Annotated in this window: 19 protein-coding genes; 11 read left to right on the top strand and 8 right to left on the bottom strand. The window is 62.6% G+C overall.

All coding sequences use genetic code 11. The features are described from left to right. Positions 1–22: 22 nt before the first annotated feature. Positions 23–1318, top strand: a complete 1296-nt coding sequence (locus tag NKI06_RS17455) for a Mur ligase family protein (protein WP_023832758.1) — start codon at positions 23–25, stop codon at positions 1316–1318. Between the two features lie 21 nt (positions 1319–1339). Here NKI06_RS17455 and NKI06_RS17450 read toward each other — a convergent pair whose 3' ends face one another. The 3 genes from NKI06_RS17450 to NKI06_RS17440 all read right to left on the bottom strand — a co-directional run bounded on the left by NKI06_RS17450 (position 1340) and on the right by NKI06_RS17440 (position 5318). After that, positions 1340–2185, bottom strand: a complete 846-nt coding sequence (locus tag NKI06_RS17450; protein ID WP_352986373.1) for an SH3 domain-containing protein — start codon at positions 2183–2185, stop codon at positions 1340–1342. Positions 2186–2460: 275 nt separating this feature from the next. Then, positions 2461–3747 (bottom strand): NAD(P)/FAD-dependent oxidoreductase, encoded by a 1287-nt coding sequence (locus tag NKI06_RS17445; protein WP_352986371.1) that lies wholly within the window; start codon positions 3745–3747, stop codon positions 2461–2463. Positions 3748–3881: 134 nt separating this feature from the next. After that, the gene (locus NKI06_RS17440) at positions 3882–5318 is read right to left on the bottom strand and encodes a glutamine synthetase family protein (protein WP_023681878.1); all 1437 of its coding nucleotides are present in this window, start codon (positions 5316–5318) and stop codon (positions 3882–3884) included. Between the two features lie 147 nt (positions 5319–5465). Here NKI06_RS17440 and NKI06_RS17435 point away from each other — a divergent pair, with 147 nt between their 5' ends. Next, complete coding sequence (locus tag NKI06_RS17435) at positions 5466–6173, top strand: HAD family hydrolase (RefSeq protein ID WP_352764536.1); 708 nt, start codon at positions 5466–5468, stop codon at positions 6171–6173. 30 nt (positions 6174–6203) lie between these two features. Here the strand turns inward: NKI06_RS17435 and NKI06_RS17430 are convergent, their stop codons facing one another. The 3 genes from NKI06_RS17430 to aceA form a co-directional block, all read right to left on the bottom strand. After that, positions 6204–6665: a response regulator gene (locus NKI06_RS17430; RefSeq protein WP_352986369.1), complete on the bottom strand. Its 462-nt coding sequence runs from the start codon at positions 6663–6665 to the stop codon at positions 6204–6206. Between the two features lie 276 nt (positions 6666–6941). Next, complete coding sequence (locus NKI06_RS17425; RefSeq protein ID WP_023669318.1) at positions 6942–7184, bottom strand: SMc00767 family acetate metabolism repressor; 243 nt, start codon at positions 7182–7184, stop codon at positions 6942–6944. Positions 7185–7236: 52 nt separating this feature from the next. Continuing rightward, positions 7237–8526 carry an isocitrate lyase gene (gene aceA / locus NKI06_RS17420; RefSeq protein ID WP_023681876.1) on the bottom strand — a complete coding sequence of 430 codons (1290 nt, stop codon included), beginning with the start codon at positions 8524–8526 and terminating at the stop codon, positions 7237–7239. Positions 8527–8775: 249 nt separating this feature from the next. On the opposite strand from aceA, the gene NKI06_RS17415 reads away from it, so the two are divergent. From NKI06_RS17415 to NKI06_RS17385, 7 genes are all read left to right on the top strand, one after another. Further along, positions 8776–10203: a helix-turn-helix domain-containing protein gene (locus tag NKI06_RS17415; RefSeq protein ID WP_352986367.1), complete on the top strand. Its 1428-nt coding sequence runs from the start codon at positions 8776–8778 to the stop codon at positions 10201–10203. Between the two features lie 148 nt (positions 10204–10351). Further along, the gene (locus NKI06_RS17410) at positions 10352–11251 is read left to right on the top strand and encodes a DUF2167 domain-containing protein (RefSeq protein WP_352986365.1); all 900 of its coding nucleotides are present in this window, start codon (positions 10352–10354) and stop codon (positions 11249–11251) included. A 161-nt stretch (positions 11252–11412) separates the two neighbouring features. After that, a complete protein-coding gene (locus NKI06_RS17405) occupies positions 11413–12366 on the top strand; it encodes a DMT family transporter (protein ID WP_023751980.1) in 954 nt (317 codons plus the stop codon). Positions 12367–12792: 426 nt separating this feature from the next. Further along, entirely contained in the window at positions 12793–13890 is a 1098-nt protein-coding gene (locus NKI06_RS17400) for a polyamine ABC transporter substrate-binding protein (RefSeq protein ID WP_023669323.1), read from the top strand. A gap of 82 nt (positions 13891–13972) precedes the next feature. After that, positions 13973–15112, top strand: a complete 1140-nt coding sequence (locus NKI06_RS17395) for an ABC transporter ATP-binding protein (RefSeq protein ID WP_023729070.1) — start codon at positions 13973–13975, stop codon at positions 15110–15112. Between the two features lie 9 nt (positions 15113–15121). Beyond that, entirely contained in the window at positions 15122–16087 is a 966-nt protein-coding gene (locus NKI06_RS17390) for an ABC transporter permease subunit (RefSeq protein ID WP_027049422.1), read from the top strand. Then, complete coding sequence (locus NKI06_RS17385) at positions 16084–16902, top strand: ABC transporter permease (protein WP_023669326.1); 819 nt, start codon at positions 16084–16086, stop codon at positions 16900–16902. The genes NKI06_RS17390 and NKI06_RS17385 overlap by 4 nt, the downstream gene beginning before the upstream one ends. 42 nt (positions 16903–16944) lie before the next feature. Here NKI06_RS17385 and NKI06_RS17380 read toward each other — a convergent pair whose 3' ends face one another. Then, positions 16945–18798 carry an AsmA family protein gene (locus NKI06_RS17380; protein ID WP_352986363.1) on the bottom strand — a complete coding sequence of 618 codons (1854 nt, stop codon included), beginning with the start codon at positions 18796–18798 and terminating at the stop codon, positions 16945–16947. 366 nt (positions 18799–19164) lie between these two features. On the opposite strand from NKI06_RS17380, the gene NKI06_RS17375 reads away from it, so the two are divergent. Continuing rightward, on the top strand, positions 19165–21135 hold the full coding sequence (locus NKI06_RS17375) for an acetoacetate--CoA ligase (RefSeq protein WP_352986361.1): 1971 nt from the start codon (positions 19165–19167) through the stop codon (positions 21133–21135). Between the two features lie 265 nt (positions 21136–21400). On the opposite strand, the gene NKI06_RS17370 is transcribed toward NKI06_RS17375, so the two are convergent. After that, entirely contained in the window at positions 21401–25405 is a 4005-nt protein-coding gene (locus tag NKI06_RS17370) for a PAS domain S-box protein (protein WP_352986359.1), read from the bottom strand. Between the two features lie 324 nt (positions 25406–25729). Between NKI06_RS17370 and NKI06_RS17365 the strand changes: the two genes are divergently transcribed. Continuing rightward, a complete protein-coding gene (locus NKI06_RS17365) occupies positions 25730–26188 on the top strand; it encodes a phasin (RefSeq protein WP_023669330.1) in 459 nt (152 codons plus the stop codon). Positions 26189–26316 lie beyond the last annotated feature (128 nt).

The raw sequence follows: 26316 nt of genomic DNA, 5'->3' as shown, positions 1-26316 counted from the left end.
CTGGGCTAAAAGCTGGCGGGGTGTGAAACTGGAATCGCTGAAAATTCGCAAGGACTTGGGCTGGGCGCTGCGACGGCTGCAGGCGCGCTGGGTGCGGGCGCGTAACGAGGCGACGTTCATCGGCATTACCGGCAGCTCCGGTAAATCCACATCCACCAGCCTGCTTGCACACATACTGGGCGCCCAAGGCAAGGTGCATCTACAGGCCCAGGCCAATACAATGCCTGCGCTCATCCGAACGCTTTACAAGCGCCTGAGGAAGGCCGGCAAAGTCGATTACGTCGTTTTCGAAGCCGGCGCTTCCGACTTCGGCACGATCAGCGCCATGGCGCAGATGCTGAAGCCGAGTGTGGCGGTGGTTACGATGATCCGTCTGGAGCATTTCGGCAAGTTCAGGACTCTGGAAGCTGTGGCGGGAGAGAAGCGGGCGCTGGTCGAGGCACTCCAACCCGATGGACTTGCGGTTCTCAATTGCGATGACCCACTGGTGATCGGCATGGCGTCTGGCGCGAAATGCCGGATTGCGACCTTCGGCCAGTCCGGCGAGGCAGACTACCGCGTGAGTGACGTGCATGCCGCGTATCCGGAATTGCTGCGGTTCACCCTTCATTGGCGCGGTGGCAGCCTGAATATTCAAGCGCCTTTTCCCGGCGAGCAATTCTGGCTGCCGACTGCAGCGGCCATGGCCGCCGCCTTGGAACTTGGCGTCCCGCCAGAGCAAGTCGTAGCAAGAACGGCATCGTTTGCACCACTGCCCAACCGCTCTACGGTGCAAGAGGTATCCGCGGGTCCGAAATTCCTGGTCGATACGGCCAAAGCGCCCTGGCATTCGCTCAACATTGCTCTGGAGATGATTGCAAAGGCCAAGGCCGCTCGCAAGCGCATTGTGCTTGGGCAGATATCCGACTACGCCGGCTCGTCGAGGAAATACGGCAGTGCGTACAAGATCGCTCGCGAAATCGCCGATGAGGTCATCTACACGGGCGGCAATGCGCATCGCTCGCGCGCCAGCCAGGCCGACCGCGACAGCGGCCGGTTCATTGAGCTTCGCAGTCCCAAGGAAGTTTCGGATCACATCAAACAGACGGCAGTCCCAGGAGAACTGATTCTGCTGAAAAGTTCGTCCAACCTTCATCTGGAAAGGATCGCGCTCGCCTGGACGCACGATGTGAAATGCTGGACCCCGCTATGCGGCAGGTCAGAAAGCTGCCAAATGTGCGGCCTCTATGAGGTGCCGTTCGAGGAACACCGGGATTTCCTGGCGAAGCGCAAACTTGCTCGCAGGAGACACCGTTTCAGGTGGTTGCTCGGCGGCTGACCAGATCTGGCGGCTTGTGTCTCAAGCCCCGGTCTTGATGTAGCTCTTGTAGATCCAGCCGCGCTTGCCGTTGTAGACGATCTGGCACCATTTCTTGCAACTCACCACCTGCACCGACGACTTGGCGGGCACGGTGCCCATGGCGGCGGCGTTTTTCTGCGGACCGCTGCGCATTGTCACCGTCCTGAGGATGCGTCCGGTGCCGGCGGCAGCAGCCACCTTCTGTGGCTTGGCCTTGGCCTGGGTATCGTCCGTTGCGGCGGAAGATTGCTCGTCTGGAAGTTGCGGTTTTGGCGTCGGTATGGCGGCGGTCTCGGCGTCGTCGTCATTGGCGGGAGCAGCGACCTTTGACAGCTGCGTCGTGGCGTCGCTCTGCGCCGCCGGTTCTTCGAATGCCGCGGCATCGGACGGTTTGGCGGCAGCCTGCTCGGCAGGCGCCTGATAGGATGGCGTCGCGGCAGGGTCGCTGTTGGATTGCGCCGCAGTCCAGCGCGGATCGTTCGCCGACAGCGGCGGCATGGCAGCCGCACCGGCAGCGACCGTCGATGAAACTGCATCGCCCTTGCGCGCGGCTTGTGGCGCCGCTACCGCGGCGGCCGTGGCCGCGACCGGGGCAATCTTGGTCGTCTTGACCGGAAAAGTCGGAACGTTCTGCTGTGTGCTGGCGATCGCTTGCCGGTCGCTGGCCGGCAACGCCAGCCAAAGCGCTATGCCCGCCACGCCAAGCAGCGCTGCGGTGCCGAGCGCGGCGATCACCAGATGCGAATTCGTGCGCACCCCCTGCCAGAAGGAGGGCCGCATGTCATAACCGAATTGCATGGCGAAGCGCCGACGTTCCGGCGCGCCGAAACTGAAGGGCTCGTTCACTCTTGCCACCTCCAAAAGATGGGCCGGTGTTCTTTCGATCGGCGCCGGCAGCCCGGCATTCGATCGGCATCGGTCCCAACAACAAAGCGGGCAGGCCCGCAGAAATCCCCGTTCAATCGCCCAGAACCGGCATCCTTTGCCCTTGATTGTGGCATCAGTGCGCCCTCAGGGGAATTGTGCGCCCTTGTTAAGGATTCTGCAACGTCTCGCTGCGGCAACCAACAGCTCAATAGAATCAGCTCAGTACCAGCCCCGGCTGATATGAGATACTTTCCCTATATTCGGTCCCTCAGGGCAAACCAGTTCAGTGCGAGGAACAATAATGGCGTTCTAAAGCGCCGGCCACCTGGAAAAGCCGGGATGTTCAGGTCCTCGATCAGCTTCAGTCTGTCGCGGTTGCCGGCGACGGCCTGGGCATAGAGCTTGCCGAAGAAGTTCGACAGCATCACGCCGTGGCCGGAATAGCCTCCGGCCGAGATCACATTGGGCATCACCTCGCGCACGAACGGTTTCCTGGGCATGGTGATGCCGACATAGCCGCCCCAGCCATGGGTGATCTCGACATCGCTCAGCTCCGGATAAAGCTCGGCTATCTGCCGGCGGATATGGACATGGATGTCCTTCGGATCGTTGACGCCATAGACCTCGCGCCCGCCGAACAGCAGCCTTCCATCCCTGGATTTGCGGAAATAACGCACGACGAAACGCGAATCGTCGACCGCCTCGCCGCCCGGCAGCACTTTCGAGTCCACGCCCAGCGGCACCGTCGCGCCGATGAAGGAACCGATGGGCATGATGTGCGCGGCACTCACCGGCTCGAGCGTGCCGCCATAGGCATTTACACCGATCAGGCATTTCTGGGCGGTGATGGTGCCTCTCGAAGTCGTCACCCTGACCTTGCCGCCGCTGGAGGTAACACCGGTCGATAGTGTCTGCTCGAACAGGTGCGCGCCGGCCGCTGCCGCGACCTTTGCCGTGCCGATCACCAGCTTCATCGGGTGGATGTGTCCGGTGCCGGTGTCGCGGGTGCCGCCGAAGTAGCGTGTGGAGCCCAGCCGTTCGGCCGTTTCCCTGGCATCCATGAAGGCGATGTGCGGATAATTGAAGCGGCCGGCCATGATCTCGGCATGCGCCTTGTAGTCGTCGAGATAACGCGGCTTGTGCGCCACGGACAACTGGCCGGGCATATAGTCGATGTCGATCTGGTTAACGGCGGCGAATTCGAGCAGGTGCGCTTTCGCCTCCTCGGCAAGGTCGAACAGCGCCTTGGCGCGGGAGAAGCCGTATTCGGCCTCCATCTCTTCGGCCCAGGCGCGCTGGCCCGTGCCGAGCTGGCCGCCATTGCGCCCTGAAGCGCCGTCGCCGAAGCAATGCGCCTCGATCAGAACGACGTCGGCTCCCGCCTTCGCCAAATGAGCGGCCGCCGACAGCCCGGTGAAGCCACCGCCGACGACGACGACGTCGCAGCTGCGGTCGCCGTCCAGGGCAGGGTACTCAGGGCGTGGTCCGGCTGTGTCTTCGTACCAGGAGCGACCGGGGGAGATAGGTGATTGGTAAGGCATGGGGACACCAGCCAATGGTGAATGGTGAATGGTGAATGGTGAATGGCTGCGAGACGCACGTCGTCTGCTCTCATCCATCCAATATGAAACTACTCAGCATTCACTATTCACCATTCACACGACGAAGTCGCCGCTCACACGTTGAGCAACAGATACTCCCGCTCCCACGGGCTGATCACTTCCATGAAGGTCTCGAACTCCGCCCGCTTGATCGCTGCATAGGTTGCGGCAAAGGACTTGCCCAAAAGGGCGCACAGCTCCTCGTCGCCCTCGAACAGGTCGACGGCTTCGAGCAGGCCGCGCGGCAGGTCGATCTCATCGGCGTTTGCGGTGGTCAGCACCGGAGGCTCGGCCTTGATCTTGTTGGTGATGCCGATCAGCCCGCAGGCAAGTGAGGCCGCCAGCGCCAGATAGGGGTTGGCGTCGGAAGACGGGATGCGGTTTTCGACACGCCGCGCCGCCGGATCCGAGCGCGGCACGCGGAACGCCGTGGTGCGGTTGTCATAGCCCCATTTGTTGTTGACCGGCGCCGAGGCCGACTGCGTCAGCCGGCGGTAGGAATTGACGTAGGGAGCAAACATCACCAGTGCGTTCGGCACATGCTTCTGCATGCCGCCGATGAAATGGAAGAAGTCGTCGGTTTCCGAGCCGTCCTTCGCCGAAAAGATGTTCAGCCCGGTCTTCTTGTCGATGATCGACTGGTGGATGTGCATGGCAGAACCTGGCTGGCCCTGGATCGGCTTGGCCATGAAGGTGGCATAGATCTCATGCTTCAGCGCTGCCTCGCGAATGGTGCGTTTGAACATGAACACCTGATCGGCGAGCTCGACCGGATCGCCGTGACGCAGATTGATCTCGAGCTGGCCGGCGCCTTCCTCGTGGATCAGCGTGTCGATCTCCAGGCCCTGGCTTTCGGAGAAATGGTAGATGTCGTCGATCAGTTCGTCGAACTCGTTGACGCCGGCGATCGAATAGCCGGCTCCGCCGCCGATTGGCCGCCCGGAACGCCCGACTGGTGGCGTCAATGGGTAATCCGGGTCGGGGTTCTTGCGCACCAGGTAGAATTCGATCTCGGGCGCCACCACCGGCTTCAGCCCGCGCTTGTCATAGGCTGCTACCACGCGCTTCAGGACGTTGCGCGGCGTGAACTCGACCGAACGGCCATCCTGATGGACGAGGTCGCAGATGACGGCGGCCGTCGGGTCTTCTTCCCACGGCACGACGGTCAACGTCGACAGATCCGGCATCAGCTTCAGGTCGCCATCATCCTCCGGATAGTGGAAACCGTTGCCGTCCTCGGGATAGCCGCCCGAAATCGTCGTCATGAACACTGCCGATGGCAGTGCCAGCGAGGTGTTGGAAGTGAATTTCTTCGACGGCATCATCTTGCCGCGCGCGACGCCAGCCTGATCAGGCGTGATGCATTCTATGTCTTCGATGCCGCGCCATTCCAGCCAGGCGCTGACTTCCTTCCAGTTCTTCACGCCGCGTTGATTTTTCACGAAGGCAGGCGTTCGGACGCGTCCTCCGCGGGTCGACGGACGGACTTCCTTTTTCGCAGGCGGCATCATTCACCAGTTTGGGTTGCAATTATCACAGTATAGCTGTTGCCGGTGATGGAAGGGAAGGGGAGCTGCCTGTCTTCGCCTTCCTGGTTGAAAATCGCGCCACGCAGATTAGGGTCAACCTCCCGCAGATCGAGCAGCAGAAGACACCGTATGCCAGGCAAATTGACCACGATCGGCTTCGACGCCGACGATACCCTATGGCAGAACGAACAGTTCTTCCGCCTGACCGAGAAGCATTTTGCAACCCTGCTCGCCGACCATGGCGAGGCCGAGCACATTTCGGCACGGCTGCTGGAGGCCGAGAAGCGCAACCTTGCCGTCTACGGCTTCGGCATCAAGGGCTTTACCTTGTCGATGATCGAGACGGCAATACAAGTGACCGAGGGCCGTGTGCCGGGGTCGACCATCGCCGAAATCCTTGCCGCCGGCCGCGACATGCTGGGACATCCGGTCGAGGCTTTGCCGCATGCGCGTGAGACCGTGGAAAGGCTCGCCGGCGCCTACCATCTGGTGCTGATCACCAAGGGCGATCTGTTCGACCAGGAGCGGAAGCTGGCGGCGTCCGGCCTTGGCGACCTGTTCGATGCCGTCGAGATCGTCAGCGACAAGAGCGCCGCCACCTATGCCAGGATCTTTGGCCGTCACGGCAGCCCGCAGACCAGCATGATGGTCGGCAATTCGCTCAAGTCGGACGTGGTGCCGGCCATCGAGGCCGGCAGCTGGGGTGTGTATGTGCCGCACGAGCTGACCTGGGTGCTCGAACACGTCGAGCCGCCGGTCGAGGCACCGCGTTTTCGTCAGCTTGTCGATCTTGGCGAACTGCCGGCTTTGATCGAGAGCATCGGCAAGGAACGCTGACCGCCCCGCACGTGTTCGGGCGGATTGCGATCAGCCGCGCCCGACGCTGATCAGCCGGTCGACCACCGGCTGCAGCCTTTCGGTGGTGATCGGCTTGGTTACCACCACATCGACCACGCTCGACAGGCCCAGGCTGTCGGGCGTGCCGGTCTTGGTTGAAAGCAGGATCACCTTGGGGAGCGACCGCCCAGATGTCCGCCGCAAGGCGTCGATGGCCGCCATCAGCGCGCGGCAGTCCTCGTTGTCGGGGCCGCCATCGAGAACGACGGCGCCCGGAATGAGGGTTCGCAATGTCTTGGCCGCCATTTCGGGCGACTCGGAGATCGGCTTCAGTCCGGACTTCTCGACGATCTTCGACACCACCACCCGGTTGATCGGCGATTTTCCAACGACCAGCACGTGGGAGAAATCCGTTGATATCTCGGAGTTCGCGTCCCTGCTTGACGAATTCAGATGTTTGGCGGTGTCGGTCTCGCGGTTCACAGGGCACATGGGCGGGGCGGGCACTCGGCGCTGCTTCAATGCAGGGTTGAAATCCGAGAGCCAATTGGCGTGAGATCGCCCGCCATGTCAAGCTGAAATGACGGACCTGCGAAATATAGCCGGAAATATTAAACCTCGGAGACAAGGTCTGTTTTCGAACTGTAGTTAAGTTTACGCTCAAAAGCGAAAGTCACCCGCGCTGAAAACCCGCGGGTGACGTTGAAATCGGCCAGTGAGCGACGGGGCCCATAGGTTCCACAAGCACAAAGCTTCCGTAAGGGAAGATCAGCCGTGACTCTTCTGCGTGACGATCACCGGGATCAGCAGGTCGCCCCAATTGCCGTCGCCGCCATGATGCCGGGCCGAGCGCACCAGTTCCACCGAGACGCCGGCCTCCACTGCCTTCATCACCGATTGATTGAGCCGGTGCAGGTCGTTGGCCAGCATGCGGATGGTCGCCTGTTGGTCGACACTCATCGTGGTGGACTGCTCTTCTGCACGTTCCTTGACGCGGCTTATCGATGCCATTTTCTTCTCCCTTGCCCTTCGGGCGTTTCCTCTGTTGGTTATGTCGATCGGTTCATTCCGCTGCCGGCTTGAACTGGACGTGCTCGGTCGATTCATGCATGGCGGTGGTCGACGACTGGCCGCCGCTAATTGCCATCGACACGGCGTCGAAATAGCCGGTGCCGACCTCGCGCTGGTGCTTGGTCGCGGTGTAGCCGTGGACTTCGGCCGCGAACTCGGCTTCCTGCAACTCGGAATAGGCCGCCATCTGCCGCGCCTTGTAGCCGCGGGCCAGCTCGAACATGCCGAAATTGAGCTGGTGGAACCCGGCCAATGTGATGAACTGGAACTTGTAGCCCATGGCGCCGAGCTCGCGCTGGAACTTGGCGATCGTCGCGTCGTCGAGGTTCTTCTTCCAGTTGAACGACGGCGAGCAATTATAGGCGAGCAGCTTGCCCGGATGATGCCTGCGCACGCCTTCGGCGAATTTCTTGGCCTGCGCCAGATCGGGCTTGGATGTTTCGCACCAGATCAGGTCGGCATGCGGCGCATAGGCAATGGCGCGCGCGATGCACGGTTCGATGCCGTTCCTGACCTGGTAGAAGCCTTCAACCGTGCGGCCGGCATCGTAGTCGACGAAAGGCTGGTCGCGCTCGTCAATGTCGGAGGTCAGAAGCTTTGCCGCTTCCGCATCGGTGCGTGCCACGACTAGCGTCGGCGTGCCCATCACGTCGGCCGCCAGACGCGCCGCGTTGAGGTTGCGGATATGCGCGGCGGTCGGGATCAGCACTTTGCCGCCGAGATGGCCGCACTTCTTCTCAGAGGCCAGCTGGTCCTCATAGTGGACGCCGGCAGCGCCGGCCTCGATGAACGCCTTCATGATCTCGAAGGCGTTGAGCGGTCCGCCGAAGCCGGCCTCGGCATCGGCGACGATCGGCGCGAACCAGGTGTCGACCGACAGGCCGTTGCCTTCCGAGGTCTCGATCTGATCGGCGCGCTGCAGCGTGCGGTTGATGCGCTTGACCAGTTCGGGCGCCGCATTGGCGGGATAGAGCGACTGGTCCGGATACATGGCCGACGCGGTGTTGGCGTCGGCGGCGACCTGCCACCCCGAAAGATAGATTGCCTTCAGCCCGGCACGCACCTGCTGCATCGCCTGGTTGCCCGACATGGCGCCGAGTGCATTGACGAAGTCTTCCTCGTGGATGAGCTTCCACAGCCGGTTGGCGCCCATTTCGGCAAGACTCTGGCGTATCTGGACCGACCCGCGCAGCCGCTTCACATCGTCCGGCGAATAGGCTCGTTCGATGCCGTCGAAGCGGCCTTCGGGCGCGGATGGGACAAGATTGTAAAAATCAGTCATTGGTCACTCCAGATCAATCGATGCCAGTGTCTTGAAACGCCGCGCCCTGGGATGGTGTGCGTCGTCTGTGTGTGACATCATTTACATTGCGCCGCGACGAGAGCGAGGAAAACCACCATTTCCGGTAGAAAATAAGAGAGAACCTGTGTTGTGTTTGACTGCTTGCCGCTGTAAATCTGTCATGATTGTAAAAAGATGGTGCGCCGTTCATCGCTCGCAAGTCGTGTAAATTCCTGTCAAGGAAAGCCGATGGCCGACCAGAAGATATTCGCCGGGCCGCGCATCCGCCGCATCCGCATCGCCAAAGGCCTGACCCAGACGGCGATGGCCGAGGGGCTCGGCATCTCGCCGTCCTATCTCAACCTGATCGAGCGCAACCAGCGGCCGCTGACGGTGCAGCTGATCCTGAAGCTGGCCTCTGTCTACAAGGTCGACCCGCATGAATTGCAGGGTGAGGCGAGAGGGTCGATCTCGGCCTTGAAGGAAGTGTTCGGCGACCCGCTGCTTGCCAGTGAGCTGCCGGGCGACCAGGAACTGATCGAACTGGCCGAGGCCGCCCCCAACGCATCGGCTGCGATGATAAAACTGTTTCGCGCTTACCGCGAGCAGGCCGAGCGGCTGTCCGATCTCAACGAGCTTCTGGCGCGCGAGGGCCGCGCCACGGCGCTGTCCGGTGCGCGGCTGCCGATCGACGAAGTGCACGAGATTTTCGAGCGCCGGCCGAACCATTTTGCAGCACTCGAGGAGGAGGCCGAGGCCTTCACCTCGGTGCTCGACCCCGGCGACGATCTGTTCGGCGCGCTGAAGGCGTGGCTGAAGCGCGAGTATGGCATCGTCGTCAAGGTGCTGCCGGTCGCCACCATGCCGAACTGGCGCCGCCGTTATGACCGTCATTCGCAGCGTCTTTTTCTATCGGAGCGGCTGTCGCCGTTCGACCAGTTGCGCGAAGTCGCCATGGAGGCCTGCCTGATCCGCATGACGGTCGCTGTCGCCGGCGAAATTCAGACGCTGAAGCTCGGTACGGACGAAGCCCGTCGGCTCGCCCGCTTCGAGTTCGGCCGCTACGCCGCCAATGCCTTGATGATGCCCTATCAGGCATTTCATGCCGCCGCCGTGCGGGCTCGTTACGACATCGATGTGCTGCGCTCGCGTTTCGGCGTCTCCTTCGAACAGGCGGCGAACCGCCTGACCATGCTGCAGCGTCCTGGCTTGTCCGGAGTGCCGTTCTTCATGCTCGAGGTCGACAATGCCGGCAACCGCTTCCGCAAGGCCGGCGGCCAGGGCTTTCCGCAAAGCCGCTTTGGCGGCGGCTGCCCGAAACTGCCGGTCCATGCCGCTTTCGCTTCGCCTGGCCAGATACTGGTCGAGGCGGTGGAAATGCCCGACGGCGCCGAGTTCCTCTGCATCGCACGCACGCTCGAGGGGCCGCAGGGTTCGTTCTCCGAGCGCCCGCGCCGCACCGCGCTGCTGTTGGGCTGCGATATCGGCTTTCGCGACGAGATCGTCTATGGCGCCGGGCTGCCGGCAAAGGCCGGACAGGGCGCCGCCACGCCGGTCGGTCCCGCTTGCCGGCTGTGCGAACGCATCGGCTGCCTCGCCCGCGCCGAGCCGCCGGTGACCCGTCCGCTCGGCCTGGACGAGATGGCGACGGGCCTGAGCGCCTTCGATTTCCAGTGATGCTTCTCGGGCTGGAGGTCGCGGAGACCGCAGCTGTTTGCGCTAAGCAATAGAGCGCGGCCCGAACCATCCCCGAACCAAATATTGATTAAGCATCGGCGCTGCGCTATCGAAGGTGAGCTGCAGGGCAGCCAAGGGGGGACGGCTTATGAACAGGAAAGCTTTGTGGCTTGGCGTGGCGCTTGCCCTTTTGGCGGGGCCTGTTCTGGCAGAAAAATCCTCGGAATTCTTCAAGGACTATCGACAGTATAGTGACGACGGCAAGGCATTCCTGGACAAAATCGATCCAAAGACCGGCGCGGTCGACCTTCCCGAAGGCATCCATCTCGATCTCAAGGACAAGTTCTATTTTCTGGGCAAGAAGGACGCGACGTCCGTCCTGACCGAGGCCTGGGGCAATCCGCCTGATACCGCGTCCGAAGCAATCGGCATGATCTTCCCGGCCAAGTACGAGCCCATCGCCGGCAACGGTTGGGGCATCGAATTGCGCTATGAAAAGATCGGCCATGTCGATGACGCCGACGCCGCATCCATCGACTACACCGAATTGCTGAGCAGCATGCAGGCGGACACATTGTCGGCCAACGATCAGCGGGTGAAGGACGGCTTTCCCCCGATCAAGCTGATCGGCTGGGCCTCGCCGCCGGTCTATGATTTCGTCCACAAGCGGCTGCACTGGGCCAAGGAACTGCAGTTCGGAGACGATACCGTCCACACGCTCAATTACGACGTCCGTTTCCTCGGCCGGGAAGGCGTCTTCGTGATGAGCTACATCGCTACGGTCGAACAATTGCCGGAGATCAAGCAGAGCTTGGACGAAGTGCTGGGCGTGGCGGACTTCAACACCGGCAAGAAATACACCGATTTTCTGCCAGGCACCGACACGGTCGCCGCGGTTGGCATTGGCGGCCTCATCGCCGGAAAACTCGCGGCAAAGGCCGGCCTGATTGCGGTCGCGCTCATCGCCCTGAAAAAGTTCGGCATTCTGCTGCTGGTGCCGTTGGCCGGTCTTTGGCGCTTTATCCGCGGCAACAAGGGCACGTCCTAGAAACGGCGGTGTTTGCCCTTATGGCTGCCGGTTGGCGGTGCGCCAAAGGGAATGCCGGGCTGGATCACGTCCGGCGGTAGCCTATGCGCTAGGCGAATACGGCACGTTTCTGTCGTCCATTGTGCATCATGCCGCCCCGAGATAGCCGACAGTCGCACCCCATGACCGATACCGCATCTTCTCCAATCGCCGCACCGCCGATCGTCTCGCCGCGCGAAGAGCGGGTCGGCTTGCTGCTGGTGTTCCTGTCGGCGCTGATGTGGAGCTTTGGCGGCACCATCGCCCGCTTCATCGACACCGCTGACAGTTGGACGGTGGTGTTCTGGCGCTCGCTGTGGGCGGCTGTGTTCCTGATTTGCTTCATGGCCTGGCGCGACGGCTGGCGCGGCATGTTGCGGCTGTTTCGCGACATGGGCCTGCCCGGCCTTGCCGTGGCCGTCTGTTTCGCCACGGCGTCGACGTGCTTCGTTGTCGCGCTCGCCTACACCACCGTTGCCAATATCCTGTTGATGCAGGCCGGTGTGCCGCTGCTGGCTGCATTGCTTGCCTGGGTGCTGTTTCGCGAACGCGTCGCCGTCGCGACCTGGGTGGCGATCGCCGCCGTCATCGCCGGCGTCGCCATCATGGTGTCGGAATCGCTCGACGGCGCCGTATCGCCCATCGGCGACGGGCTGTCGCTGCTTATCGCCGTCATGTTCTCGATCGCTACTGTTATCACCCGGCGCTTCGCCCATGTGCGCATGACGCCGGCGACGTGCCTCGGCACGATGCTGGCAGCGGCTTTCGCCGCATCGCAAGCCACGCAGTTTGCCACGTCGGCCCACGACATGGCTTTCCTGTTTGCCTTCGGCGTCATCAATCTCGGCCTCGGCCTTGCCTTCTTCGCCACCGGCGCGAGGCTGGTTCCGGCGGCGATCGCAGCACTCCTCGGCACGTTCGAGCCGATCCTCGGACCGATCTGGGTCTGGCTCGTTCATGGCGAGGTGCCCTCGGTGCGCACCATCATCGGCGGCGCGGTGGTGGTCGCCGCGCTGCTCGTCCATATCGCGCTTGAATTCAAGCGCCAGGCGAGGCCTGCACGGCCGGGGACCACCGGCCTGCCATCCCCTAATTGACCCGCCTTTCCCTTGGTTGAGCCCGTCTTCCCTAATTACGCCCGTCTTTCCCCAATTAGCGAAGCCGCACGCCCTATTGACCGAGCTTCCCCGCGCGGGCCATTGACAACCTTGCTGCGGCACGGGCAGGCTGGGGGCACGGCAACAACAAGACAGGCTTATCTTGCCAAGTGTCCCCGCCGGTCGGACCAAGACCGGACCACAGCGTCGTATCCCTGCCCGCGCCGCGGCGAAAGCCTCTGACGGCGTCAGCGCGCCCGCCATGCGGGCACACAGAGCCATCATCTGCCGCTCGTCGAACCGCCCGGACGGCGCTGGCAGTTCATGCTTGTGGCTGCCCGGAAAGCTCAATACTCTGAAGCAAATGCCCAATCGCGCTCGAACAGCGACGACTTGGCGAAGGAACACTCATCAAAGGAGAACAGCATGATCCGCAAAGCGCTCTGGCTTTCGGCAACCTCGGCATTTCTGACGCTTTTCGCCGTTGGCGGCCATGCCGAGGATCGCGTCGTCAACGTCTTCAACTGGTCGGATTACATCGACAGTTCCATCATTGACGACTTCACCAAGGAGACCGGCATCAAGGTCGTCTACGACACCTTCGATTCCAATGAAATCCTCGAGACCAAGCTGCTTGCCGGCGGCAGCGGCTATGACGTCGTCGTGCCCAGCGGCAACTTCCTGGCGCGCCAGATCCAGGCCGGCGTGTTCCAGAAGCTCGACAAGTCGAAGCTGCCCAACATTTCCAACATGTGGGACACGGTTTCGGAGCGGACCGCCAAATACGATCCCGGCAATGAATACTCGATCAATTACATGTGGGGCACCGTCGGCATCGGCTACAACATCAAGAAGGTGCAGGCTGCACTCGGCACCGACAAGATCGACAGCTGGGATGTTTTCTTCAATCCCGACAGCCTGGCCAAGCTGAAGGACTGCGGCGTCTATGTGCTGGACTCGCCGGCCGACATCATCCCGGCGGCGCTCAAATATCTCGGCCTCGATCCGAACAGCACCTCACCTGACGACATCGCCAAGGCCGAGGAGACGTTGCTGAAGGTGCGGCCGTATATCCGCAAATTCCATTCGTCCGAATACATCAACGCGCTCGCCAACGGCGATATTTGCCTGGCGGTCGGCTGGTCGGGTGACGTCTTCCAGGCGCGCAACCGCGCGGTCGAGGCCAAGCAAGGCGTCGAGATCGGCTATTCCGTGCCCAAGGAAGGCGCCCAGATGTGGTTCGACCAGATGGCGATTCCCGCCGATGCGCCGCATGCCGCCGAGGCACTCGAATTTCTCAACTACATGATGAAGCCGGAAGTGATCGCCAAGTCGTCCAACTATGTGCTGTACGCCAACGGCAACAAGGCTTCGCAGCAGTTCGTCGACAAGGCACTGTTGGATGACCCGGCTGTCTATCCGGACGCCGAGACCCTGAAGAAACTCTATACGGTCCAGCCCTACGATCCCAAGACCCAGCGCCTGATCACGCGCAGCTGGACCAAGATCGTCACCGGCCAGTAAGCAACGCGACTGGTCCCGGCAGTCATCTGCCGGGACCATTCTTCTCTGGGGCAAGAAGCAAAAAAACAGGACGGAGTGGGACATGAAATCGCTTGGCAGCATCCGCAGGGATTTTGCGCCTTGGACTGATCCGAATGCCAAGCCATACATTCAGTTCGAGAACGTCACCAAGAAGTTCGGTGACTTCACAGCCGTCAACAATCTATCGCTGACCATTTTCGAGCGCGAGTTCTTCGCCCTGCTCGGCGCGTCCGGTTGCGGAAAGTCGACTTTGCTCAGGATGCTTGCCGGCTTTGAGGAGCCGACCGCCGGCCGTATCCTTCTCGACGGCCAGGATTTGCGCGGCATCCCGCCCTATCGCCGCCCGGTCAACATGATGTTCCAGTCCTATGCGCTGTTCCCGCATATGACGGTGGAAAAGAACATTGCCTTCGGCCTCAAGCAGGAAGGCATGCCGGGACCGGATATCGAAAAGCGCGTCGCCGAGATGCTGAAGCTGGTCAAGCTCGAGCAGTTCGCCAAGCGCAAGCCGCACCAGCTCTCCGGCGGGCAGCGCCAGCGCGTCGCACTCGCCCGCTCGGTCGCCAAGCGGCCGAAAGTGCTGCTGCTCGACGAACCGCTCGGCGCGCTCGACAAGAAGCTGCGCGAGGAAACGCAGTTCGAGCTGATGGACCTGCAGCAAAATCTCGGGCTCACTTTCGTCGTCGTCACCCACGACCAGGAAGAGGCGATGACCATGGCCGACCGCATCGCCATCATCGACAAGGGCGAGGTGATGCAGGTGGCGACGCCGGCGGAAGTCTATGAAGCCCCCAGTTCGCGCTTCGTTGCCCACTTCGTCGGCAATGTGAACATGTTCGAGGGCAAGGTCGCCGAGCGTGCGGCAAACACCACGCGCATCACCGGCGCGACAGGGGCCCAGATCGTCGTCGAAAACAGCACCGATACAAAGGCCGGTTCCGACATCGTCTTCGCCATCAGGCCGGAGAAGATCAAGGTGTCGTCGACGAAACCGGCCGACGCCGTCAATGCGCTTGAGGGCGAGGTCTACGACGTTGCCTATCTCGGCGACATGACCGTCTACCACATCCGGCTGGATGACGGGCAGATCATCAGGGCAAGCGCGCTCAACGCGGCGCGAGTCACCGAGGACCCGCTGACCTGGAACGACCGCGCCTGGGTCTCCTTCCGGCCGGATGCCGGCGTCGTGCTGACACGGTAGGGGGCGGCCATGTCCAACATTGCACTCACCGACGCCGGTCCATCGGCCGCGGCCAAACCGTTCCTGATGCGGCTCGGTGCCGGCTTCGTCAGCCGGCTCGTCATCATCGTGCCTTATCTCTGGCTGCTGTTCTTCTTCTTCATCCCGTTCATCATCGTCTTCAAGATTTCGCTGTCGCAGTCGGCGATCGCCATGCCGCCCTACACGCCGGCGCTCGATTTCAGGGACGGCATGTCCGGGTTCTTTGTCCGCTTCCGCGAACTCAGCGTCGACAATTATGTCTGGCTAACGCAGGACGCGCTTTACTTCAAAGCCTACGTGACCAGTGTTATCATCGCTGCTGTCTCGACGATCCTGACCTTGCTCGTCGGTTTCCCGATCGCCTACGGCATGGCCCGCGCGCCGGCGACGATCCGTCCGACCTTGCTGATGCTGGTTATCCTGCCGTTCTGGACGTCGTTCCTGATCCGCGTCTATGCCTGGATCGGCATCCTCAAGCCCGAGGGTCTGCTCAATCAGCTGCTGTTGTCGCTGCACATCATCAATCAGCCACTGATCATCCTCAACACTTACACGGCGATCTTCATCGGCATCGTCTATTCCTACCTGCCATTCATGGTGCTGCCGCTCTATTCGTCGCTGGAAAAGATGGATTACTCGCTGATCGAGGCGGCAAAGGATCTCGGCTGCCCGCCGACATCAGCCTTCTGGAAGATCACGTTCCCGCTGTCGCTGCCCGGGGTCATCGCCGGCTGCCTGCTGGTGTTCATTCCAGCGGTCGGCGAGTTCGTCATTCCCGATCTGCTCGGTGGCTCGCAGACGCTGATGATCGGCAAGACCTTGTGGAATGAATTCTTCGCCAACCGTGACTGGCCGGTGTCGTCGGCCGTCGCCGTCATCCTGCTGCTGCTCCTGATCGTGCCGATCATGCTCTTCCAGCAGGCCCAGGCACGCGCCCAGGAGCAGGACAAATGAACGCCACCTGGAGCCGCTTCAACGTCACCTCGGTCGTGCTGGGCTTTGCCTTTCTCTATCTGCCGATCGTGCTGCTCATCGTCTTCTCCTTCAACGAGTCGAAGCTGGTCACCGTCTGGGGCGGCTTCTCGACCAAATGGTATGCCTCGCTGTTCCACAATCAGGGGCTGATGGACGCCACCTGGGTGACCGCGCGTGTGGGTGTCATCTCCGCCACTGTGGCAACCGTGCTCGGCACGCTGGCAGCACTGACCTTGACCCGCTACACCCGCTTCCGCGGCCGCATCCTGTTTTCCGGCATGGTGTTTGCGCCGCTGGTCATGCCGGAAGTCATCACCGGCCTGTCGCTGTTGCTGCTGTTCGTTGCCGTCGGTCTCGACCGTGGCTTCCTGACCGTGACGCTTGCTCACATCACCTTGACCATGTGCTTCGTGGCTGTCGTCGTGCAGTCGCGCCTGGTGTCGTTCGATCGTTCGCTGGAAGAAGCTGCCTTGGACCTCGGCGCAACGCCGGTAAAGACCTTCTTTCAGATCACGCTGCCGGTGATCATGCCGGCCATCGTCTCCGGCTGGATGCTGGCCTTCACCTTGTCGCTTGACGATCTGGTGATCGCCTCCTTCACCTCCGGGCCTGGCGCCACCACGCTGCCGATGAAGATCTACAGCCAGGTGCGTCTCGGCGTGACGCCGGAAATCAACGCCGCCTGCACCATCCTGATCGCCGTCGTGGCGGTAGGCGTCATCATCGCTTCGGTCGCCAACAAGCGGCGTGAGGTGCAACGCCAGCTCGACGAACAGGCCGCGCAGCGCGGTTGATTGCGTCAAACGAGGGATAGGGCGGTCCCGGTAAGGGTCCGCCTATTCGCCTGAGACGCCGCGGCTGATCGGCGAGATGAACGGCGTGCTCCAGGTGCCGCCGACGAAGAATGACGACTGGTTGGATCCCTGCTGGCCATTGACCGGTGCCGCTGCCGGGTCGGCCTGGGTGACACCCCCCGAAAGCGCCAGCCCGCGTCCGCCGTAAGAGGCGATGCCGGACAGCCAGACCTTGTATTTCGCCGAATTGGCCTCGGCCTTGTCCAGCCTTGCCACACCCTTCGAGATGGTGGCCTTGAGCTCGGCGCCGTCCATCGGCAGTGTCCCGTCCGAGACGTCGTCGAGCGCGAAGAAGCCGCCCTGTTCCGTGTGCTTCAGAAATGCCGGCAAATTGAGCCCGCTCAGCGCGCCCGGCCCGAACGTCGCAGAGACCGAGCCGTCGGCGTTCTCGAAGATCGAGTCCCAGGATTTGCCCGGCCCTTTGAGAATGACCGAGACAGTGCCGGTGCTGGCCGGCACCAGCCGCGTCATTCCGGCCGCGGTGCCGAAAGCGGCGCCGTCAATGTCGGAGGCGAGCAGCCGGATCTCGACCTGCGAGCCCTCCGGTTTGCGGTCGAAACGCAGGCTGCTCTGCACGTTGCCGCCAAAGGCCGACGCATCGGAGATATCGAAGACGGCAAGCCCGTTCTTCACCTGCGCCGTGGCGGCGACGTCGGCAAGCTGGATTGCGCCGGCCGAGGCATGTGCCGCTGACAGCCTCAGATCGAGATTGATCCGGTCGGCGAAGCTGGTGTCGATTTCGCCGGGACCGGTCTCGCCGGTCGGCGCCAGCGGCGTGAAGGCCGAAAACAGCGACCTGAGGTCGAGCGTATCGAAGGCGAGTGTGCCTGATATCACCGGCAAGGCGTCGCCGAACGAAAAATCCAGCGCCCCCATTCCCGGGTTGTTGTCGAGCGTCACCGCGGTGTTTTCGAATTTGACGCGGCCGGCGGTCGCCGTGATCTTGCTCGAAATCGAGACCGAACCGATCGCCGTACCAGGAGCAATGCCGGCCTGCGACCATTCCAGCACGCGCCGCAGCGAGGGCGCGGCGAATTTCGCCTGGCCATCGAAATAGGCGTTTTGCGACATGCTGGCCGTGCCGTCGAACGAGAAGCTGGCCGGCGCTGCCTTGAACGAAAACGTGACCGGTGCGGCGCCGCCGGCAAACAGCACCAGCGGCTTGGGCGAGGCGGCATCGACGGTGACGCTCTCGCCGCGCCAGATTCCGGTCGCCGACAAGGTCGCGTTGCTGTTCATCGCTGCCCAGCTCGCCTGGCCGGACAGGCTGGTCAGCAATTCGACGTCCTTGCCGCCGACGGAGGCGACCATGCGGCCGTCCCTGAATTCCACGGTGCCGAACGGATCGGCGGGCAGCTTGCTCAGATCCGGCTTCGTCGGATCGGCGTTGACCACGCCGCGCGCCGTGTCGATGGAGCGGGTGATGCGTCCGCCCGTTGGCATGGCGGGCAGGAATATGCCGTTTGCGGCGCGCTGGACCCGGATCGTCGGCCGCACCAGCCGCGCCGTCGAAAACACCACATCGCCCTGCAGCGCCGCCATGGCCGAAAGGTCGACCTCGACCCGTTCGGCCTCGATCACCGGCGGCGCGTCGGTCTCGGTCCACTGCGACAGCGTGACGTCGCTCAATATGGCGCGGAACTTCGGCCACACCTCGATGCGCGGCGAACCGGCGATGGTGACCCTGAATCCGCTCCACGCGCTCATCTCCCAGGCAATGCGATCGCGCACGATCCGGGTCGAGGCAATCAGCGGCAGAGCGGCGACGACCAGCGCGATGACGAGCACGGCAACGCCGATCGCCCATATTCCGCGCCGGATCAAAGGTGATGGCATATTGCCCCGGTTGCTTTCATTCCGATAAAAATCGCCTGACGGGTGTAACCGCCAGTTGTCACCACGCCTTCCAGTCGTCACTACGACTTAGGGCTGAGGCATTTCAAGTCTTTATGGCCCGGCGATGGCAATTGCGCACACATGGCCGAGTTTAGCGGAACAAAATCTTGCTCTGCCGCACGGTGGTAGGCATAAGCGATGCAGCTTCAGCCTGCTACGAGGCGTGGCGTTTTTGGGACAGCGCGCCTGTAAAGCTGAGGCTAGTGCATGTCGCCCGGAAGAGTGCAGCGGTTCCGGGACAACGACGTGCATCAAAACAAAAGCATATCTATCTTGCGACGCGACGGGCTTCAAGGAGGATCGATAATGGCTGCCGAAGCACCGCTCTGGACCCCGACGCAAGACCAGATCGACGCAGCACCACTGACCGCGTTCATGAAGGCAGCAGCGGCCAAAAGCGGCACATCCTTCGCCTCCTACGCCGAACTGCACCGCTGGTCGGTCGAGGATCGCGAGGGCTTCTGGAGCCTGCTGTGGGACTTTTGCGGCATTGTCGGCGACAAAGGGACCGATGCGGGCGAGCCCGTGCTCGTCGATGGCGACAAGATGCCCGGCGCATCGTTCTTTCCCGAAGCGACGCTGAACTTCGCCGAGAACCTGCTGAAGAAGACCGGTTCCGGTGACGCGATCGTCTTTCGCGGCGAGGACAAGATCGAGCGGCGGCTGTCGTGGAGCGAACTGCACCAGCTGACCTCGCGCTTTCAGCAGCTTTTCCTGTCGCTCAAGGTGAAAAAGGGCGACCGCATCGCGGCGATGATGCCCAACATGCCGGAAACCGTCGCCGCCATGCTGGCGGCCGCCTCCATCGGCGCGGTCTGGTCGTCCTGTTCCCCCGATTTCGGCGAGCAGGGCGTGCTCGACCGTTTCGGCCAGATCGAGCCGGTCATATTCATTGCGCCGGACGGCTATTGGTACAATGGCAAGGCAATCGAGGTAGCCGACAAGATCGCTGCCGTTGCGGCGAAGCTCGAAACCGTCCGCAAGGTCCTGATCGTCGACTATCTCGGTACCTCGCGCGATATCGCAGCGATCATCGACAAGGCCGTGGCGCTCGAAGAGGCGCTGTTACCCTTTACCGCCAAAGCGGTCACGTTCGAGCGGCTGCCGTTCGCGCATCCGCTCTACATCCTGTTCTCGTCAGGTACCACCGGCATTCCCAAATGCATCGTCCATTCGGCCGGCGGCACGCTGGTCCAGCATGTCAAGGAACACCGGCTGCATGCCGGACTCATCGAAGGCGACCGCTTCTTCTACTTCACCACCTGCGGCTGGATGATGTGGAACTGGCTGGTGTCGGGCCTGGCCTCGGGCGCCACGCTGCTGCTCTATGACGGCTCGCCCTTCCACCCCGACGGCAATGTGCTGTTCAGCTTCGCAGATGCCGAGAAGATGACCTTTTTCGGCACCTCGGCCAAATTCATCGATTCCGTACGCAAGGCCGGGCTCAAGCCGATCCGCAGCCATGATCTGTCGAGTGTGCGGGCTATTTCCTCCACCGGCTCACCGTTGTCGCCGGAGGATTTCCGCTTCGTCTATGACGGCATCAAGAAGGACGTACATCTCGCCTCGGTTTCCGGCGGCACCGACATCGTCTCCTGTTTCGTGCTCGGCGTACCGACGCAACCGGTCTGGACCGGCGAGATCCAGGGTCCCGGCCTCGGCCTTGCCGTCGATGTATGGGACGATGACGGCAAGCCGATCCGCGAGCAAAAGGGTGAGCTGGTCTGCACAAAAGCGTTCCCGTCGATGCCGATCGGCTTCTGGAACGATCCTGAGGGCAAGAAATACCAGGCCGCCTATTTCGAGCGCTTCGACAATGTTTGGTGCCACGGCGACTTCGCCGAATGGACCGCGCATGGCGGCATGATCATCCACGGCCGTTCCGACGCGACGCTCAATCCGGGCGGTGTGCGCATGGGCACGGCGGAGATCTACAATCAGGTCGAACAGATGCCGGAGATCCTTGAGGCGCTGTGCATCGGTCAGGATTTCGACAATGACGTCCGCGTCGTGCTGTTCGTGCGGCTGGCCGCCGGCGTGACGCTGGACGAGGATCTGGAAAAGCGCATTCGTTCCAAGATCCGCAGCGGCGCCAGCCCGCGCCACGTGCCGGCAAGGATCGTCGTCGTCAGCGACATTCCGCGCACCAAATCGGGCAAGATCACCGAGCTTGCAGTGCGCGACGTGGTGCATGGCCGCGCCATCAAGAACAAGGAAGCGTTGGCCAATCCAGAGGCGCTGGAGCTGTTCAGGAACCTGCCGCAGCTGGCTGAGTGACGCGGCCGGGATGGTTAACCAGATATGTCGGTCGAATTTACCTAGATTTCATGAGTGGTACACATTCGTAAATTTTTTGGACGGCCGGTAAGGAGTTGTTAAGGCCCGGCGTCGATAGTCGCACGTAACTTGAGGGAGAAATCCCGTTCCTCGTCCCCTGAGGATCAGATTCGCTCAAGCCCCCGTTGTGACAGCAAATCCCATTTAAGGCGTCCTGTTGGACGCCTTTTCTTTGTCCGGGATTCTCGCCCGGGAATGGCCGGCCCTATTCGGCAAGCACCCGCGTCGACGGGAAGGCGACCTCGACCAGCGTCCCTTCGCCCGGCGTCGAGGTGATGGTGAAGCGGGCGCGGTTGGCTTCCACCATCGCCTTGGTCAGCGGCAGGCCGAGACCGGTGCCGTCGCCACGCCCGCGCTTCAGCGCATTGATCTGCTTGAACGGCTTCAGCGCCTGCTCGATCTCGGCATGGCTCATGCCAATGCCGGTATCGCGCACCCGCATGACAACGTCGCCGGAGGTTTCATAGGCGGTCGACACGATCACCTGTCCGCCGGCTTGCGTATAGCGAATGGCGTTGGACAGGATGTTGAGCGCGATCTGGCGCACGCTTCTGAGGTCGGCGACGACTTCCGGCAGTCGCGAGGCGAAGCTGGAGCGAATGATGACACGCTCGCGGTTGGCCTGCGGCTGCATCATCGCCACCGTCTCGGCCAGCGTATCGTTGAGCGACACCGCCTCGTAGTCCATTTCCTGCTGGCCGGCCTCGATCTTCGAAATGTCGAGGAGGTCATTGACGAGATCGAGCACATGGTTGCCCGAGCGGTTGATGTCTCTGAGATAGTCGCGGTAGCGGTCATTGGCTACCGGGCCGAACTTCTCGTCCACCATCAGCTCGGAAAAGCCGATAATGGCGTTGAGCGGCGTGCGGATCTCGTGGCTGATGCGGGCGAGGAAATCGGTCTTCTGCGAGGAGGCGCGCTCGGCCACCGCGCGAGCCTGGGTCAGATCCTCTTCGGCCCGCTTCCACTGCGTGATGTCGCGCACCACGGCGCAGAAGCCGCTGTCATTGGGCAGCCTGCCGATGGTCATGAACAGCGGGATGAAGCGCCCTTGCGCCTCGCGCCCGATCACCTCGCGGCCATCGTTCATCACACTCGCCACGCCGGGCTCGGACAGGCCGTTCAGATAGTCGCGCGCCGCGCGCTGGCTTTCGATGGCAAACAGCGAGGCGAACGGTTTACCGGTGACGTCGTCGCTGTCGAAGCCGAACAGCGCCTCGGCCGGCCGGCTGATCGAGCGGATGTCGCCGTCGCGGCCGATCAACACCACACCATCGGTCGCGGTGTCGATGATGGTGCGCATCTCGGCAATGCGCGCTTTGAGTTCGGAGACATCGGGCTGCGTCTGCTCCTCGGCTGCGAGATGCGCAACCATCGGCGGCTCGTTATCGCCGGTACGTCGCACCACCAGCATCAGCGCCTTGCCGGCGCGCCACGGCACCGAACGCAAAATGGCTTCGATCCGAAATTCCTGGCCCTCGCGCGTCTTCAGTTTGAGTGTGTGGTCGCTTTCGCCGGCCGTTTCTGAATAGGGGTCGGCAAACAGCGCGTCGAGCCCGCCGGCGTCGCTCAGGTCCTCAAGCGTGTCATAGCCGGTCAGGCCGAGGAATTCCTCATTGGCGTAATGAAGCTCGTCGCCCGAATGGATGAGCAGCGGCACCGGCAGCTTGCCGAGGATCGACGTGTCAGGGGCCTTGTGTTCATCTCCGGCCGAGAATGCCGAAGGCATGAACCCCTCAAGCTTGAGCGGCGGCACTTTCAGGCGCTGTGGTTCTGCCGGCACTGTGTCCGCATCGCCGGCCTTGTCCCCGTCTTCCACGGCCGAGTCAGTCGCCTCGTCGGACGGCGCCCAATCCTCATTGTCCTCGGCGTCGCGGAAATCGGCCGACGTCATGCTGTCGTCTTCACCGGCATTGGCCGGCGTCTCGGCAACAACCGGCTGTGGCTCTGCGGCCTCGACGATCTCTTGGGCTTGCGTATCATCCGGTTCGGAAGCCGGCGCAGGTTCGTCGTTGGACGACGTTGCTTCCGTACTGTTTTCGGTGACGGAGCCTGGTTCGGGATCGGCATAGTCGAGCAGGGAGCGCGACACTGTCGGCGCCTTCGCCTCGCCTGCTTCGCCGTCCGCAAGGCCGTCGTCCGGCTGCTCGCCGTCAAGCCGCGCGAGATCCTTTTCGTCCTCGGCATCGCTTTCCGGCGGTTCGGCCTCAGCCGTTTCATTTTCGGGTGCGGTTGCCGATGGTTCAGCCACGGCAGCCGGGCCGGCTTCGCCCGGACTCGAGACCTCGGCGGGCCGCCGGGCTGGCGCGGCTGTTTCAGCCTGGTTCGCCTCGACATGATCCGGCTTGAGCTCATCTGCCTTGGCCTGGTCTGGCGTTACCTGATCCGGATTGGCCGGTTCGGCCTGCTTGGCAGCCTCCGGCTGCTCCGGCGGGGGATTGTCCTTCTTCAGCCGCTCGCCGATTTCGCGGAAAGCGCTGCGCTCCAGCGTCGACAGGCCCCTCTCGCTTGTCGGCTGCTTGTCGTTGGCGGGCTGCCGATGCTCGGCCAGCCGGATGACCTTGTCGGCAAAACGACGTTCCTGCTTCGGCACGATGGTCAGTGCCGGCACTTCGCCCTCGAACGGATCGGCCGCCATGGGAGCTTCCGCCACGGGCTGTTCCGAGGCCGGCTCGGCTGCTGCCGCTGGCGCGCCATTGGGGACCGGCGCCATGCCGATTGCTTCCGGATCGACCACCGCATCGCCGGCGCGGGCGACGCCGAAACCACGAAAACCTTCGAAGGCGCGGCTGCGGCCATAGACAGGCAGTGCTGCCAGATCGACCGGTATCTTCAGGTCGGAGCCGGCAACCGGCCACAGTACCGAGCGGCCCGACCAGGTGTCGCGCCGTTCAAGCAGGCCCGCGATCTCGCCCGAGGCGTCGAGGCCGAGAATTGTCGCGACGTCCTTGAAGCGGCGGCCGATCACGTCGGCGGCGGCTTTGCCGACAATGTCGCCGAATTCCGGCGACAGCGCGCTGAACTTGCCCTCGGCGTCGGTGCGCCAGACGAAGCGCAGCGGCGGCGCCGAGCGGTCGATCTCACGTTTGGCGGGAGGCGCAGCCGGTGGGGCTGCGTCAGAGGGCAGGGCGGGCGCAGCGGCACTGCTGTCCAACTGCGCACTCTCGGCCGGGGAAACAGAGTCCGGCTCGGCCTGCGCCGGGCTGTCCGGCTCGCCCGCCTGCGGCTCTTCGCCGGCATGGAAGTACCAATGATCATGTTGCGCCGGCGCGCTGTCATTCGCCGCCTGCTCGCGGCCGGTCGTCTGCTCGCGATGGTCCGCCTTTGTATCGGTTGACGCCGAAGCATCATGCTCGGTGGCAGCCGGACCTGTCTCCCCGACATCAGGCGCGGCCGCGAGTGGGGCGCCCTGATTCCCGCTTGCGGGGGGGTGGTCAGCCACCGCATCCACCGTTACCGCGTTCTCCGCGGCGGCTTGCGCCGGGCCATCGTCGACCTGCGCTGCAGCAGGTTCGGCATCCAGCTCGCCGACAGGATTTTCCTCACCGAGCTGATCCTCGTCGATGACCACCAGCAGATGCCTGGACTCGGTCAGGCGCGCGAAGCCGGCCGGATAGGACGTGGCGCCGCCGGGGACCAGCCGCTTGACGATGCGGTCGTCCTGGCTCGCCACGTCGGCGACAAGCGCGGCCATCGTCTCAGGCCGGATGGCGAGCGCGCCAAAGCCATCCGAAGCCGCCTCGACAGTGCCGGCGGCGTCGACAAAGGCGATGAAATGGCCGTCTTCGGTAAAGCCGCTGATCGCGCGGGCCGCAATGTCGGCAGCACTGCGCGAGCCGGCCTGCGCTGCCGGCACCACCAGCATGATGGCGCTTTCGCGGTCCGGCATAGTCACCGCACTGGCCAGGAAGCCGACGGCGCGGCTGGTGATGCCGGTCGCCAGCCGTACCGTAATGGCGCGGTCGCTGCCGATCTGCGGGAAGCCCGCGGTCGCCATGATCTGACGCCTGGCGATCAGCGGCAGCTGTGCCGAGGCGCCGATGATGGCCTCGATGTCGGGATAGCCGAACACCGCAGCGCCCGGGCCGTTGGCCCAGATCACCTGTTCGAGGTCGGCCGACAGAATCGCGATCGCGTCGCCGGCGGCGAAGCGCTGGCGAACCGCATCAAGCACGGCGACATCGAGGAAAGAGTAGTTCTCGGAAGGCATGCGCTTGGCGGACCCTTTCGGTGAAACCTCTTGGCGAACCCCTCTTGGCGAACCTACAAGGCGGGCAATTTGCAGTTAACGCTTTGTTAATAAAAGCCCGCGCGGCGAAGGTCCACAAGCCATGGCGGGAAGCAGGTGGAATCTCTGGCCACTTGGTTAACAGCCCCTCGGAATGCCCTTGGGTAACCTCTTGGGGTAACCCATGGGAAGAAATTATGGTGCACTGCAACAAAGATATTGCATCGCACAAAAAAACCGCTATATTGCCATCATACATGAACGAGACGGCTTTTTGTCAAAGCCGCTACCCCGAAAGGATGGAAAATGACCAAGGCCAAGACCGCTGAGACCATCGAAAACGTTGAATTCCCGAGCTTCGACGCTTCCAAGGCAACCGACCAGATCCGCGCTTTCGCCGAAAAGGGCGTCGAGCAGTCGAAGGAAGCCTACTCCAAGCTGAAGACCGGCGCCGAAGAGACCCAGAAAGTCCTGGAATCGACCTTCGAGACGGCCAAGACCGTTTCCAGCGACCTGTCGCTCAAGACCATCGCCGCTCTGCGCGCCAATGCCGAGGCCGGCTTCTCGCATCTCGAAGCCCTGATCGGCGCCAAGTCGCTGTCGGAAGTGGTCGAACTGCAGACCGCCTTCCTGCGCAAGCGCGTCGAGACCACGGTCGAGCAGGCCAAGGACTTCCAGGCTGTTGCTTCGAAGGCTGCCGAAGACGTCTCCAAGCCGGTCAAGACCGCTTTCGAGAAGGCCCTGAAGGACATCAAGGCCGCCTAATAATTGCGCACAACTCTGCAATGCATCAAAACGTCGCATTTCGTCAGACAAATAGGTGTGCGATAGAGTTGTCCAAATGAATACCCGGCGAGTGGAACCTCCTCCCTCTGCTCTCCGGGGTGACCAGC

Origin of the sequence: Mesorhizobium sp. M0772 (genome assembly GCF_040320135.1) — a bacterium.
GTDB lineage: Bacteria > Pseudomonadota > Alphaproteobacteria > Rhizobiales > Rhizobiaceae > Mesorhizobium.
The sequence above is the reverse complement of the archived record's forward strand: the minus strand, read 5'-3'. Positions and strand labels throughout refer to the sequence as shown.

Coding starts and splice junctions, on each gene's coding strand:
- NKI06_RS17445 (WP_352986371.1), bottom strand. CDS start 3,747: ATGCCTTACCAATCACCTATCTCCCCCGGTCGCTCCTGGTACGAAGAC.
- NKI06_RS17440 (WP_023681878.1), bottom strand. CDS start 5,318: ATGATGCCGCCTGCGAAAAAGGAAGTCCGTCCGTCGACCCGCGGAGGA.
- NKI06_RS17435 (WP_352764536.1), top strand. CDS start 5,466: ATGCCAGGCAAATTGACCACGATCGGCTTCGACGCCGACGATACCCTA.
- NKI06_RS17430 (WP_352986369.1), bottom strand. CDS start 6,665: ATGTGCCCTGTGAACCGCGAGACCGACACCGCCAAACATCTGAATTCG.
- NKI06_RS17425 (WP_023669318.1), bottom strand. CDS start 7,184: ATGGCATCGATAAGCCGCGTCAAGGAACGTGCAGAAGAGCAGTCCACC.
- aceA (WP_023681876.1), bottom strand. CDS start 8,526: ATGACTGATTTTTACAATCTTGTCCCATCCGCGCCCGAAGGCCGCTTC.
- NKI06_RS17415 (WP_352986367.1), top strand. CDS start 8,776: ATGGCCGACCAGAAGATATTCGCCGGGCCGCGCATCCGCCGCATCCGC.
- NKI06_RS17410 (WP_352986365.1), top strand. CDS start 10,352: ATGAACAGGAAAGCTTTGTGGCTTGGCGTGGCGCTTGCCCTTTTGGCG.
- NKI06_RS17405 (WP_023751980.1), top strand. CDS start 11,413: ATGACCGATACCGCATCTTCTCCAATCGCCGCACCGCCGATCGTCTCG.
- NKI06_RS17400 (WP_023669323.1), top strand. CDS start 12,793: ATGATCCGCAAAGCGCTCTGGCTTTCGGCAACCTCGGCATTTCTGACG.
- NKI06_RS17395 (WP_023729070.1), top strand. CDS start 13,973: ATGAAATCGCTTGGCAGCATCCGCAGGGATTTTGCGCCTTGGACTGAT.
- NKI06_RS17390 (WP_027049422.1), top strand. CDS start 15,122: ATGTCCAACATTGCACTCACCGACGCCGGTCCATCGGCCGCGGCCAAA.
- NKI06_RS17385 (WP_023669326.1), top strand. CDS start 16,084: ATGAACGCCACCTGGAGCCGCTTCAACGTCACCTCGGTCGTGCTGGGC.
- NKI06_RS17380 (WP_352986363.1), bottom strand. CDS start 18,798: ATGCCATCACCTTTGATCCGGCGCGGAATATGGGCGATCGGCGTTGCC.
- NKI06_RS17375 (WP_352986361.1), top strand. CDS start 19,165: ATGGCTGCCGAAGCACCGCTCTGGACCCCGACGCAAGACCAGATCGAC.
- NKI06_RS17370 (WP_352986359.1), bottom strand. CDS start 25,405: ATGCCTTCCGAGAACTACTCTTTCCTCGATGTCGCCGTGCTTGATGCG.
- NKI06_RS17365 (WP_023669330.1), top strand. CDS start 25,730: ATGACCAAGGCCAAGACCGCTGAGACCATCGAAAACGTTGAATTCCCG.